Raw genomic sequence first — 13726 nt, forward strand, 5'->3', positions numbered from 1 at the left:
CTTGTTGAAAGCCAGTCTATATCGCCCTTCATTTAACACAGTACATAAAAAAACACAGCGTTAAACGCTGTGTTTCATCATTCTTTCCTTTTGGCGCTGCCAATCTTTGTCTTTTATGGTGTCACGCTTGTCATGGGCGTGCTTACCTTTTGCTAAGTGAATTTCTAGTTTCACCCAACACTTTTTCCAATACATAGATGTGGCTACGATTGAATAACCTTGGCGGTCTCGAGCACCCATTAGACGATCTATTTCACGTTTATTGAGCAACAATTTACGCGCGCGCTCAGGGGCTGCGATAACGTGGGTAGAGGCTTGATTCAGCGGACTAATTCTACACCCTACCAAATACGCTTCGGCATTTTGGATAATAATGTACGCATCGGTAATGTTCACTTTACCGGCACGAATACTTTTAATTTCCCACCCTTGAAGCTCAAGCCCGGCTTCGAACTTGTCTTCTAGGAAATAGTCGTGACGCGCCTTTTTATTCTGCGCGATATTTCCTGTGGTGTTTTTGTTGGCTTTATTCTTTTTCATGCTGGCTATTATACTGATTGTTCAACGAAATGTCTTTAGTTGTCATTGTTATCTTATATTGGGGCATTTGGTTCAAAACCGAATACGAGCGAACCAAATTTTCTGTGATACAATGCCGCCAAGAGTTTTAATTGTAGTGGGATCAATGCCAAGTATTCATAGAAGCGCACTTGTAGCTCATAGTGCAGAAGCCATGTTTAACTTAGTCAACGATGTAGCTTCCTACCCTGAGTTTTTGCCAGGCTGTACCGATAGCAAAATCCTCGACACGTCAGCGCAAAGCATGAAAGCGTCATTGTTAGTGGCTAAAGCTGGTATCAAGCAATGGTTTACAACGCACAACGTGTTAGAGCCAGGTAAAAGTATTCAAATGCAACTGGTTGACGGACCGTTCCGCTCGCTTACTGGTGGATGGACCTTTTCAGCGTTATCAGAAGAAGCCTGTAAAATTGAATTAAACCTAGAGTTTGAATTCAGCAATAAGCTAGCTGAGATGGCTTTTGGTAAAGTATTCAATAGTTTAGCCAGCAGTATGGTTGCAGCGTTCACAGACAGAGCGCGGAGCGTGTACGCATGAGTAATAAGCTCATCAATATTGAGGTTGCCTACGCGTTGCCCACCAAGCAAACTATCATTGATGTTGCTATTCATGAAAATGCGACGGTAGAAGAAGGGATAAATGCATCTAACGTGCTTGAGCAGTTTCCCGAGATTGACTTGAAAGCAACGAAAGTGGGTATTTGGAGCCGCGTGGTTAAGCTTCGCGACACGCTTAACGACGGCGATCGTATTGAAATTTACCGTCCGCTTATTGCTGACCCTAAAGAAATTCGCAAGCGCCGTGCTGAGAAAGCGAAAGAGGAAGGGCGCGCTGACAAAATCACGGGTGGAAAGGTAAATCCACTTAAGGCAAAGTCGTAGCAGTCAGCTGAGGGCTTCTGCGCCAGCGCCAAAGATAGATACAAAAATGGCCTTCAAATGAAGGCCGTTTTTTTCAATTAAGAAAAAGTCTATTAGCTTTTTTCTGAAATGCTGCCTAACTCCAAGAAAGGTGAGGCATCAATATCTTCAGCATCCATCATGCTAGCAATTCGCTGAACGGTAGCGACCATTTGGCTTTGCTCCCACTCTTTAAGCTGTGAAAAACGCTCGACAAAGTGTTCTTGAAGCGGGCGAGGTGCGTCAACCACTGCCTCTTTACCGCGTTCGGTTAGGAACACGCCCACTTTTCGTTTATCTTGCGTACTTCTTATGCGCGTAGCTAAGTCTCGCGATTCTAGTCTATCTAGAATATTCGTGATGGTTGCAGGGCTTAAGTTAATATTCTCTGCAATTTCGCGCACCATTATACCCGGGCGCTCTTCAATATTTTGCATCACCAATAACTGTGGGCCTGTTAAACCCACGTGTTTACTTAGCTGCTTGCTGCGTAGGTCTACAGCGCGTATTACGCGCCGTAGTGCCACTAATAGTTCTTCTTCTTTTCGCATGTTACTTCCAACAAATGCGTAACCCAGCGGTTACTTAAGCAAATGAATAAAATGTTGGTGCTTATGATAGTGATCGATAACGTCATTAATGACCGAAATCTTCGACCAGCCCATAATATCATAGTTCTGACCACCTTCACTAAGGTGCACTTCGGCGCGATAGTACGTGGCCTTTTTGTTTTCGTCCAGTGCTGGTGTGTCACTTGGACCAAATTCAGGCTGTTCTGTTGATACAGGATGCACAGCATAAATGAACTCAGGGTCACTGCCCATGTCAACGGTTAACACAAGTGCTTCATCGGTGTCTTCAATTTTTATTTCAAATTGCTGAGTTTTAAACTCTTCACCCACTTCCGTTAGCGCGGGCTTTACAACCTTATTTATGTAACGGCGAACGGCCGCTTCATCAGGAAAGGTCACAATATTTTCAAGGCGTTCTTTCCAGTTTTTATCAGAGTCATTATGCTGCGGTGTACCCGCTAGCACTTGTAAACTTTCACGTTTGTACGCCTCAATACGAAGGGCTTTTAGTAAACCAGTTATAGAAATTAGCAGCACAATAGCAAAAGGCAGTGCGGCAGCAATCGTCATAGTCTGCAGCGCGCCAAGCCCACCAGCGTAAAGCAGCACTGAACTCACCACGCCAACGCCAACAGCCCAATATACTCGCTGCCACAACGGCGTATTGTTTTCACCGTGTGAACACAGCATATCGACAACCATGGCACCTGAATCGCACGAAGTTACAAAGAACACAATAACCATCAATACCGCAATAAGGCTTAGCACAGAAGCGAAAGGGAACTGCTCTAAAAATACAAACAGTGCCACCGAGGTATCTTCATTCACCATTTGTGCAAGTACGTCTTTACCTTGTACTAATACTTGGTCAATAGCGGCGTTGCCGAATACGGTCATCCAGAATAGTGTAAATGCTGATGGAATAAGCAGTACGCCCATTACAAATTCACGAATGGTTCTACCGTAAGAGATACGCGCGATAAACAGGCCTACAAATGGTGCCCAGGCTAACCACCAGCCCCAGTAGAAAATAGTCCAGCCGCCAATCCAGTCTGTTTTTTCATAGGCAAACAGGTTAAATGTGTTTCGCACTATATCAGATAGATAAGCCCCAGTGTTTTGCATAAAGGCTTGTAGTAAAAATACGGTTGGGCCTAAAACCAGAACAATTAAAAGTAGCAGTAAGGCTAAAACCATATTGGTTTCTGAAAGACGGCGGATGCCTTTTTCCAGACCAGTAGTTACAGAAATAACGGCTAAACCAACAACACCTGCCATTATGGCAATTTGAACACCAGTATTTGACGGTAGGCCAAATAGATAGTTAAAACCCGCATTTACTTGCGAAGCACCAAAGCCTAGCGACGTCGAAACACCAAACACGGTTGACGTAACCGCGAATATATCAACCACGTGCCCAGGCCAGCCGTAAATACGATCACCAATTAAGGGATACAAAGCAGAACGCAGCGTAAGAGGCAAGTTTTGACGGTACGCAAAATAACCCAAAATTAGCGCCACTACCGCATAAATTGCCCAAGCATGAACACCCCAATGGAAAAATGTGGTTTTCATTGCTTCGCGAACGGCATCAATACTCTCAGCTTGCGCAGTTGGGGGCGCTAAAAAGTGCATTAAGGGCTCGGCAACGCCAAAGAACATAAGCCCAATTCCCATTCCTGCTGCAAATAACATACTTAGCCAGGTCCCAAAACTAAATTCGGGGCTTGCGTGATCAGGTCCCAACTTTATTTCGCCATACCGCGACATGCCTAAGAAAACAACAAATAGTACGATTACCGCAACAGTGAACACATAAAACCAACTGCCGTTGGTCACAATTGCGCCCTGCAGTTTTTGGAAGAGAGAGTCTGCTGTTTCGGGAGCGCCTGCAGCGAAGATAAGTAAGCATAAGATTAATGCTGACGAGGTTATAAACACAGGCTTGTTGAGTGGAGATTTATTTTCAGTCTCAATCACGCAGTAATTTCCTTTCACCTTATTAAACTATCATATATACGGCGCAATATACCGCATGGAGCACTTTTTATAAACATCAGATGAAATTATTAGATTTGTATCTAATTTTAAGTCTTGTGAAAAAATTCAATAAAAATTGCGGCAGATAAATCTTGTCTAGATAGACTTTATGCTAGAATTTAAGCATAAGTGGTTATTATTTAATCGTTAGAGTAGAAATAATTAAGAGATGGTGTATCGTAATATATGATCTTTTTGATATGTGTTTAAAGTAAACACTGTTCGAAGAATAAAAAACAATTGAAGGAAACACACACAAATGCGAAAAACTCAGCTTAGCTGTGCCATCATCGCTGCACTGGCATCTACCTCTCTGGCTGCGCAAGAATCAGACGCACCCGCTAAACTTGAAACCATAGAAGTAACCGCCACTAAAAGAAGTGAATCTATACAAGACGTTCCTGTAGCGGTTACTGCCCTAAACGGTAAAGCACTGGAAAATCTTGGCATAGACAATTTCCAAGATTATGTCGAATTTTTACCTAACGTAGTATTTCAGGGAACAGGCCCAGGCCAGAACGAAATCTACATACGCGGCGCCGCAACAACCCAATCGAATATCATGTTGTCGTCCGTACAGGCTCTACAGCCATCTGTTGCTTTCTACCTTGATGAAATGCCGGTATCCATGGCGGGGCGTAATTTAGATGTATACGCTACTGACGTTCAGCGTGTTGAGGTCCTTCCGGGGCCACAAGGCACGCTATTCGGGGCTAGTTCTCAGGCGGGCACAATTCGCCTTATTACCAATAAACCTGAGCATACGAGCTTTGCGGCAGGTTTTGATACCAACATAGGTTTCACCAAAGACGGTGAAATGAGTAACTCTGTCCAAGCGTATTTTAATATGCCCCTTACCGACGACTTGGCTGTACGTGTTGCTGCATATAACGATAAGCAAGGTGGCTGGATAGACAACGTCATGAACGTGCCGGGCGAGGGTGGCTATATTGGCAGCGCTGTGGTTATCGACCGCATTTCAGGCGGTCCACTCGCTGATCCAGTAGGCATGGATGCAAACAGAATTACTAATCCAAATATTAATTCTAATACCGAAGCCGCAGTGGTCTCCCCACAAAATGACGCTCTTGTAGAAGAAGATTTCAACGATGCGATGTACACAGGCGCTCGCTTTGGTTTGTCTTATCATTTCAATGATGATTGGGACTTACTTGTACAACACACTCAGCAAACATTAGATACAGAAGGTGTATTTGCCTACGACCCCACACTTGATGGTGAAAGTTCAGCGCTGCGTTTCCAGCAAGAAGAAAATAAAGACGAATTTGGTTTAACAACCTGGACCCTTGAAGGTCGCTTGGAAAAACTGAACGTAGTGTATACCGGTGGCTATTTAGACCGTGAGATAGATACGTTAGCGGATTACACGGGTTATACGAATGGCGGTTTATTCTCAGCGTACTATGTGTGTAACCACTATGATACGCCAGATAATACTGCTGATGAGCGCTGTCTTGATCCAACCAAATATTATAAAGAAGACACGTCTTCTACACGCACCACTCATGAGATTCGTTTTAATACAACGATGGACACGCCATGGCGTGTAACAGCTGGCCTGTTTTATGATGAACAGGAAGTGTCAACAGTAGGTCAATTCAAAATTGCCAACACTGAAATGACTACATTTGGGTTTGATAACCTACAACGTACCTTAGTAGGCAATGAAGGCATAAACAGCGACGGTGGGCCTTTCCCTTCTGAAGTAAGTTTTATTAACGATATCACGCACACCATCGAACAAATCGCTGTGTTTGGACAGTTGGAATACGACATAACCGATACAGTAACAGCAAGTATTGGCGCGCGTTGGTATGAAATTGATGATATCTACGTGGGTTCTACCTCAACCGTTGATGTTACGCGACGCATTCGAGCATTTGGCACATTAGATCCAGACGAACTTGCGGCGGTAGGCTTAGACCCTGACGCAGTGGCGACAGCCATTGACAGTGGGCAACTAGAGGTGGATTTGCTTGACGATAATGGTGTACTAACCGTTGACGACACCATATTCAAGTTCTCACTAGACTGGAAAGTAAACGAAGACGTTTTGTTATTCGCGAACTATTCAGAAGGCTTCCGACCACCTGTTACCAACCGCGTTGGTGGTGGTTTAGCGACTAACCAGTCTGGTAAATTCGAAAATTTCCGTATACCTGTATATTCAACAACAGATACGCTGGATAACTACGAATTAGGTCTTAAGGGTGACTTCTTTGACGGCCAATTCCGCGTAAACGCGACCGCCTATTATTCTGAAATTGAAGAGCTGCAAACGTCTCGTTTCGATCCAACTAATATCTCATTCTTGGTGTTTACTGACAATGTGGGCGATGCTGAGATTAAGGGTATCGACGCTGACATGACGTGGCTTGCCACAGATGACCTTATCATTAATGCCGCTTTTAGCGTACTAGATACCGAATTGACTCGCGTAAACTCAGAGCTTGAGGGTATTGCCGCGGGTGTTGGGTCAGAACTTCCATATTCAGCGAAATTTTCTGGCAACATTAACGCACGTTATTTCTTCGAACTTGAAGGTGATAAGCGAGGTTATGTGAACGGCTCTGTAAGTTATACCGGCGATCGCTTAGCGGGTATGGTGATGGATGCCTATGTGATGGAAGATGCAACGTCACTGATATACGGTACAGGGTCTGGTCTTAAAATTGAGCAAGAAGCTGACGTATATGAAGGGGTGACCTATGCCGATTCAAATGGTGAGACTTTCCGCGGCGGCCGTTATGTACAAGAGTCTTATGTATTAGCTAATCTTGCTGTTGGCGTGACAAACGACGTATGGAAAGCTGAGCTTTATATAGATAACGTATTTGATGAGCGTGCAATTTTAAATATTGATACGCAACAATTCACGCCGAAGGTGGTAACAAATAGGCCTCGCACTATTGGTCTTCGTTTCTCATACGATTACTATTAAGGCTAGGTTAGTACAGTTAAATTCACTATTTTTGAATAGTACATAACGTTAATGGGGCAATATGCTTCACTTGGTTCAACTAAGTGAGTGCGTGTTAGCGCCAATTTTAAAACGGCTAACTCTCTGGGTTCGCCGTTTTTTATTTTACGCTTATTTTGACACAGGCGTTTTTAATGACATTAGAAGAACAAAAAGCAATACAGCAGTTAAAACAGGGGCTGATGCAGTCACAGCATCAAGTTGTCATTTCTGGGTGTAATGACATACTGCGACGCGCTAGAGATCATGTGGACTTAAGTCAGAATGCCCTCAAAGAAGTGCTTTATTTGAAAGCGGTGGCTTATCGCCTGATGGGGAATGTTAACAGCGCCATCGACACGTTAAATGAACTTATTGTTTACTTTCCTAATTATGCCCGCGCTTTTCAAGAATTGGGTTATTGTTACCTGGCTTCTGACCAAAAAAAGGCTGCGCACAGCTTTTACCAGGCCACGCGCTTTAACCCTGCGTTATTAACAGCATGGCTTCAGCTTGAAAAAGTGTACAAGGCAGACGGGCAATCACAAGCGCTAGCCCTTTGTCAGCAGCAAATTGCATTTCTTACCTCTTTGCCAAAGCCCTTACTAGGCGCTACAGATTTAATGCACGAAGGGCAATTACATAAAGCTGAACAAGTGTGTCGACAATTTCTTGCTAGTCATGAGCATCACCCCGAAGCAATGATGTTGCTTGCGGAAATCGGTATTCAATTAAAAGTGTATAGCGACGCTGAATTTTTGTTGGAAAGCTGTGTAACGCTTTACCCAGAAAACGACAGAGCAGCCGCTGCCTATCAGAATCTACTGTCTAAACTGGGAAAGTTTCCTGATGCCGCGGCCGTTGCGAAAAAACGCCTGGAATATGCGCCAGATAACTTTACCGTTAAAGTGGGCTTAGCTCATGCGCTGGTTGGAGTTGGTGAATTAGACGAGGCAATTAACGTTTATAAAAGTTTACTAAGTGAGAACGAAGATAGGCCCGCCGTATGGGTCGCGTTAGGGCATGCGCTTAAAGCGAGGGGTGATATTGACGAGGCAATACAGGCATATGAAACAGCCATTGTATATGCTAATGATTTTGGTGATGCATACTGGAGCTTAGCCAATACAAAAACCTACCGGTTTAGCGATGAACTACTTACAAAAATGGTCTCGCTAGTCGATGCAGAAGCAACAAAATTAGATGATGAAATTCATATTTGTTTTGCATTAGGGAAGGGGTTTGAAGACAGTGCTAATGCCACTCGGTCGTTTGCGTACTATGAGCGTGGAAACAGGCTTAAAAAGCGCACGCTACAGTTTGATATTGCCAAAACAGAAAAAGCATTACAGGCGCAACAACAAGCTTTTACAAAAGAAAGTTTCGACAAAACTAAAGGTTGCCAGGCTCCCGATCCTATTTTTATTGTTGGCCTTCCACGCGCTGGTTCAACACTCCTTGAGCAAATATTAGCGTCACACTCTCAAGTTGACGGTACCATGGAGTTACACGATATATTAGGAATAGCGTCATCTCTCAGCCATCAGTCTACGCCTTATCCATTAAATGTGTCGGCACTACAAGAAGACACCCTAACTAAGCTAGGTGAGCAATATCTGCGTCAGACTAGAGCCTATCGGCAAGGCGCCCCTTTCTTCATCGATAAAATGCCTAATAACTTTATTCACATAGGGCTTATTAAAAAGATATTGCCTAACGCTAAGATTATTGATGCACGAAGAAACCCCATGGACTGCTGTTTTAGCGGCTTTAAACAACTCTTTGGCGAAGGGCAGGAATTTAGCTATTCCCTTGATGACATTGGACGTTACTACAATGCGTATGAAAAGCTAATGGCACACTGGCATAACGTGTTACCTGATGACATCTTAACCGTGCAGCACGAAGAGGTTTTAGATGATTTAGAAGGGCAGGTTAAGCGTATCTTGGCCTTTTGCGGTTTAGCGTATGAAGAAGCCTGCCTAGCGTTTCATCAAACCAAACGAATAATTAAAACGCCAAGTTCAGAACAAGTGCGTCAGCCTATCTATAAAACGGGGATGGGGCAGTGGAAGCCATTTGAATCTAACTTAGAAGAACTCAAGAATGCGCTCTGTGAAAAGAAGCGCTAGACATACATGATCAAACTACTCTATTTCGGTGGCTAGTCGAAGGTGCACTTAAAAGGTAGTGCTAAGAAAGCGTGATTGCGTGGTTTAATTAAGCGGGAGACTGCATTACGCCGTTTCCCGCGTTTAAAGGCCTACACTGTAAGCTGTTGCCGTTAATTAAATATAGGGGGCTTAAGGCTGATAAGGCAATGAAGATTGGTGAAGAACAATTCTAATTTTACCGTCTTCACATTGTTTGAAAACAAAGCTCTTGTTTACAAAAATATGGCTGTCGTCGTCACCAATAAAGTGCACATTACACTGAACAATGGCCAAATCCCCGTGAAGAATGAAATCTTCTTTGCTGTACCAAACCTTCACCCAAGGCTTCAGCTTAAAACCATTATCGTTCGGGTAGTCACTGTTGCCACCTATAAAGTACGACAACGCGCCTTCTTTAGTAGGGCGAAATGTTTGAGCACCAAACGTTAAGGTAGGCTTAAACAGTACCTTGCCGTTATCGTAATCGTAGTTTTCAGATAAAACGTTTGATGCAAAAGCTTCTACATCGCCACCTTCTGCGTGTACTTTTCCTACTGCAACAACATTGTCACACCACGTTTGAAGGGCATTGTGTACCATCTCTTGTGTAAACATGACGCTAACTCCTTAAATGAATGGTTATGTTATACTATATCAATCAAATTTAACGATACCGCTAAACTAGTGAAATGTAACTGATTATCCGTGATAGCCAATTACTATCAGTTGAGAGGCAAGATGTATGCGACAACGCGGTGACTAAGGATACGCTTGTTGTATAGTCTTGTGTAAAACAAGCGGTGAGGCGAACAATGCGCCTCACTGGAAAACATTATGTTTAATATTTGCGACGTTTCAGCCCGGTCTCAGCCAAAATCTTTGCAGAAATTTCTTCAATTGAATATTTGGTGCTGTTCAAAAACGGTATCTTTTCCTTTCTATACAAGTTCTCTACTTCACGAAGTTCCATTCTGCATTGTGGTAGCGATGCGTATTTACTATTCGCACGGCGCTCTGAACGTATCTGGTGAAGTCTATCCGCTGCAATCGTTAGCCCGAAGAGTTTGTTCTTAAATCGTCTTAGCGCAGGCGGAAGCTTTAGCATGTCGCCCATGTCTTCCTCGGTAAAAGGGTAGTTTGCTGCTTTTATTCCGTATTGAAGTGCCAGATACAGACTTGTGGGGGTTTTTCCTGAGCGTGAAACACCGGTAAGAATAATGTCTGCTTCGTCGTAGTCTTTCAAATTGGAACCATCGTCGTTAGCCAAGGCGTAGTTTACCGCCTCAATTCTGATGTCGTAGGTCGTTTCGTGAATACTGTGTGTGCGATGTTTTTCAGGTTTTGAAGGAACCCCCAACACTTTTTCCAGCGGCGCGACGAATTGATCGAGAAAATTATAATTTATACCCACTGATTTAGAGATTATCTTGCGAATATCTACATTCACAATTGTATAAAAAACGAGCGGCCTTTCTCCGGTGTCTTGAAAACTTTCAGAAATTTGCTGTAAAACTTTGTGAGCTTGTTCCTCAGTTTCAACGAAAGGAATGGTGTTGTGATTGAAAGAAATGGGGAACAGGGAAAGCAGGGCGTGGCCAAAGACCTCTGCAGTGATGGCTGTACCATCTGAAATATAAAAAGCTGTGCGCACAACATATCCTTAACATTGGTGTAATTTAATTACAAAAGTAATAAAGGGTTTACATTCTGAATTTCCCCATTCTAAGATGATTTCGTCGAAAAGCTACACGGTTCTTGTGAATGATGGCAAATAACAATAGGTTTGCTGTCAAACGTAATGGACAGCATTAACATTGGTTTTCACCACATTTCGACAACGATTTGATGAGTTTCAGGTGACAAAAAGCACAAACCTGAAATTAACCTCATACCCTACACATAAAAAAGCTGGAGGCTTGGGCTGTGCAAGAATACGTACTTTGGTATCAAGAACTGGGCATGCATGATGTGGGTCGCGTAGGCGGCAAAAATGCATCATTAGGCGAGATGATTTCAAACCTGGCGAACGCCGGTGTGCAGGTGCCGGGAGGTTTTGCTACCACCGCCGAGGCATTTAATGAGTTTCTAGAGCAAAGTGGCCTAGAAGCGCGCATTCACGAAGTCTTAGACTCGTTAGACGTAGATGATGTAAATGCGCTTACCGAAGCAGGTAAGAACATTCGCCAGTGGATCATCGACACGCCTTTCCAAGGCAAATTAGAAGAAGAAATTAAAACCGCATTCGTCACGCTACAGGGCGATGCAGGTGAAGAAGCGTCATTTGCAGTGCGTTCGTCAGCAACTGCTGAAGACATGCCTGATGCGTCTTTCGCAGGTCAACAAGAGACTTTCCTAAACGTTAAAGGCTATGAAGCCGTGCTTGTGGCAATTAAGCACGTGTTCGCATCGCTATTTAACGACCGCGCTATTTCTTATCGCGTTCACCAAGGTTACGACCATAAAGGTGTGGCGCTATCTGCTGGTATTCAGCGCATGGTGCGCAGTGATATCGCTTCATCAGGCGTTATGTTTACTATCGATACAGAGTCTGGTTTTGAAGATGTTGTATTTATCACCAGTTCATTTGGTTTAGGCGAAATGGTTGTGCAGGGCGCGGTTAACCCTGATGAATTCTACGTTCACAAGCCAACACTTGATAAAGGCCTACCTGCTATTGTTCGTCGTAACCTTGGTAGTAAGCTAACCAAGATGGTGTATTCAGATGATGAAGCACACGGCAAACAAGTATCTATTGTTGATATTGATGCCGCTGACAGCAAAACCTTCTCGTTGACTGATGACGAAGTGATGGAACTTGCTAAACAAGCGCAGATCATTGAAAAGCACTATAAGCGTCCTATGGACATTGAATGGGCCAAAGATGGCGCAGATGGCAAGCTTTACATCGTACAGGCTCGCCCTGAAACGGTACGCAGCCGTGAAGACTCACAAAGCATTGAGCGCTTCCAGTTAAAAGGGCAAAGCAACATTGTTTGTGAAGGCCGTGCAATTGGTCACAAAATTGGTGCTGGTGTAGCCAAAGTACTTGATTCGATTGAAGAGATGGACAAAATCCAGGCGGGTGATGTTCTTGTAACTGACATGACAGACCCTGATTGGGAGCCTATCATGAAAAAGGCGTCTGCCATTGTTACCAACCGTGGTGGCCGTACTTGTCACGCGGCAATCATTGCTCGTGAGTTAGGTATTCCAGCGGTTGTGGGTTGTGGTAACGCGACTGACAGTATCAAGAACGGCGACAAAATCACTGTGTCTTGTGCTGAAGGTGACACCGGTTTTATCTACGGTGACGAACTAGAGTTCGACGTAGTAACCTCACGCATTGACGCAATGCCTGACCTACCGCTGAAAGTCATGATGAACGTGGGTAACCCAGACCGCGCATTTGATTTTGCTCGCTTGCCAAACGCGGGTGTTGGTCTTGCTCGCCTTGAGTTTATTATCAACCGCATGATTGGTGTGCACCCTAAAGCACTACTTAATTTCGACAGCCAGCCTGAAGAGTTGAAAGAAGAAATTAGCGATATGATTGCAGGCTACGAGTCGCCTACGGAATACTACATCGAGAAATTGGTGGAAGGTATCTCAACCATTGGCGCAGCTTTCTCGCCAGAGAAAGTTATTGTTCGTATGTCAGATTTTAAATCGAACGAATACTTCAACTTAGTGGGCGGTTATCAATACGAGCCAGACGAAGAAAACCCAATGTTGGGTTTCCGTGGCGCAAGCCGCTACATCTCTGAAGATTTTCGCGATTGTTTTGCCCTTGAATGTGAAGCCATTAAGCGCGTTCGCAACAAAATGGGCTTAACCAATGTTGAGATCATGATCCCGTTTGTTCGTACGTTAGATGAAGGTCGTCAAGTTATTGAGCTTCTTGAAGAGCAGGGGCTTAAGAAGGGCGAAAATGGCCTTCGCGTAATCATGATGTGTGAACTGCCATCAAATGCATTACTTGCAGATAAGTTCTTGGATATCTTTGATGGTTTCTCAATCGGCTCTAACGATTTAACGCAGCTTACGCTGGGACTAGACCGAGACAGTGGTCTTATTGCTCACTTATTTGACGAGCGTGACGAAGCGGTGAAAGCGTTATTATCTATGGCAATTCAGGCAGCGAAGAAACGCGGTAAATACGTGGGCATTTGTGGTCAAGGCCCATCAGACCATGAAGACTTTGCCGCATGGCTTGTAGAAGAAGGTATTGACTCAGTTTCACTTAACCCTGATACCGTGGTCGAAACCTGGCTTTACCTTGCTGAAAAGCACGGCTAAACAAGCAGCCTGTATATTGAAGCTGTGTAGAAGTTGTTCTACCCAGCTTGATATCAGATAAGCGACTTTCACTAAGTCGAAGCATTCAAACTATTTGAGAAGAGACCCTAGGGTCTCTTTTTTTGTTAGGTTAGTTAGTTTACAAAATGCCGCAGAGAAACAAATTTTCTTCTTAGTGACATTCTTTAAAAAAACGGTGGTTATTT

At 43.9% G+C, this 13726-nt stretch carries 10 protein-coding genes; 5 read left to right on the plus strand and 5 right to left on the minus strand.

Features of this window, described 5'->3' with window-relative positions; all coding sequences use genetic code 11:
- Positions 1 to 60: 60 nt before the first annotated feature.
- Positions 61 to 540 carry an SsrA-binding protein SmpB gene (smpB, locus tag E5672_RS05945; protein ID WP_014949307.1) on the minus strand — a complete coding sequence of 160 codons (480 nt, stop codon included), beginning with the start codon at positions 538 to 540 and terminating at the stop codon, positions 61 to 63.
- Between the two features lie 145 nt (positions 541 to 685).
- Here smpB and E5672_RS05950 point away from each other — a divergent pair, with 145 nt between their 5' ends.
- Together E5672_RS05950 and E5672_RS05955 are read left to right on the plus strand one after the other, a co-directional pair.
- Positions 686 to 1117: a type II toxin-antitoxin system RatA family toxin gene (locus E5672_RS05950; protein ID WP_014949308.1), complete on the plus strand. Its 432-nt coding sequence runs from the start codon at positions 686 to 688 to the stop codon at positions 1115 to 1117.
- The gene (locus E5672_RS05955; protein ID WP_136781355.1) at positions 1114 to 1461 is read left to right on the plus strand and encodes an RnfH family protein; all 348 of its coding nucleotides are present in this window, start codon (positions 1114 to 1116) and stop codon (positions 1459 to 1461) included. The genes E5672_RS05950 and E5672_RS05955 overlap by 4 nt, the downstream gene beginning before the upstream one ends.
- A 92-nt stretch (positions 1462 to 1553) precedes the next feature.
- Here the strand turns inward: E5672_RS05955 and E5672_RS05960 are convergent, their stop codons facing one another.
- A complete protein-coding gene (locus E5672_RS05960; RefSeq protein ID WP_012518305.1) occupies positions 1554 to 2030 on the minus strand; it encodes a MarR family winged helix-turn-helix transcriptional regulator in 477 nt (158 codons plus the stop codon).
- A 30-nt stretch (positions 2031 to 2060) separates the two neighbouring features.
- On the minus strand, positions 2061 to 4031 hold the full coding sequence (locus E5672_RS05965; protein ID WP_136781356.1) for a BCCT family transporter: 1971 nt from the start codon (positions 4029 to 4031) through the stop codon (positions 2061 to 2063).
- A gap of 319 nt (positions 4032 to 4350) precedes the next feature.
- Between E5672_RS05965 and E5672_RS05970 the strand changes: the two genes are divergently transcribed.
- Positions 4351 to 7053, plus strand: a complete 2703-nt coding sequence (locus E5672_RS05970; RefSeq protein WP_136781357.1) for a TonB-dependent receptor — start codon at positions 4351 to 4353, stop codon at positions 7051 to 7053.
- Between the two features lie 173 nt (positions 7054 to 7226).
- On the plus strand, positions 7227 to 9203 hold the full coding sequence (locus E5672_RS05975; RefSeq protein ID WP_136781358.1) for a tetratricopeptide repeat-containing sulfotransferase family protein: 1977 nt from the start codon (positions 7227 to 7229) through the stop codon (positions 9201 to 9203).
- 171 nt (positions 9204 to 9374) lie between these two features.
- On the opposite strand, the gene E5672_RS05980 is transcribed toward E5672_RS05975, so the two are convergent.
- Both E5672_RS05980 and ppsR read right to left on the minus strand, forming a co-directional pair.
- Positions 9375 to 9839 carry a hypothetical protein gene (locus E5672_RS05980; protein WP_136781359.1) on the minus strand — a complete coding sequence of 155 codons (465 nt, stop codon included), beginning with the start codon at positions 9837 to 9839 and terminating at the stop codon, positions 9375 to 9377.
- Positions 9840 to 10062: 223 nt separating this feature from the next.
- Positions 10063 to 10875 carry a posphoenolpyruvate synthetase regulatory kinase/phosphorylase PpsR gene (gene ppsR, locus E5672_RS05985; protein ID WP_136781360.1) on the minus strand — a complete coding sequence of 271 codons (813 nt, stop codon included), beginning with the start codon at positions 10873 to 10875 and terminating at the stop codon, positions 10063 to 10065.
- A 272-nt stretch (positions 10876 to 11147) separates the two neighbouring features.
- Between ppsR and ppsA the strand changes: the two genes are divergently transcribed.
- Positions 11148 to 13520 (plus strand): phosphoenolpyruvate synthase, encoded by a 2373-nt coding sequence (ppsA, locus tag E5672_RS05990; protein WP_136781361.1) that lies wholly within the window; start codon positions 11148 to 11150, stop codon positions 13518 to 13520.
- The last annotated feature ends 206 nt before the right edge of the window (positions 13521 to 13726 follow it).

The sequence above is a fragment of the Alteromonas portus genome (assembly GCF_005117025.1).
Classification (GTDB): Bacteria; Pseudomonadota; Gammaproteobacteria; order Enterobacterales; family Alteromonadaceae; genus Alteromonas; species Alteromonas portus.

Coding starts and splice junctions, on each gene's coding strand:
- smpB (WP_014949307.1), bottom strand. CDS start 540: ATGAAAAAGAATAAAGCCAACAAAAACACCACAGGAAATATCGCGCAG.
- E5672_RS05950 (WP_014949308.1), top strand. CDS start 686: ATGCCAAGTATTCATAGAAGCGCACTTGTAGCTCATAGTGCAGAAGCC.
- E5672_RS05955 (WP_136781355.1), top strand. CDS start 1,114: ATGAGTAATAAGCTCATCAATATTGAGGTTGCCTACGCGTTGCCCACC.
- E5672_RS05960 (WP_012518305.1), bottom strand. CDS start 2,030: ATGCGAAAAGAAGAAGAACTATTAGTGGCACTACGGCGCGTAATACGC.
- E5672_RS05970 (WP_136781357.1), top strand. CDS start 4,351: ATGCGAAAAACTCAGCTTAGCTGTGCCATCATCGCTGCACTGGCATCT.
- E5672_RS05975 (WP_136781358.1), top strand. CDS start 7,227: ATGACATTAGAAGAACAAAAAGCAATACAGCAGTTAAAACAGGGGCTG.
- E5672_RS05980 (WP_136781359.1), bottom strand. CDS start 9,839: ATGTTTACACAAGAGATGGTACACAATGCCCTTCAAACGTGGTGTGAC.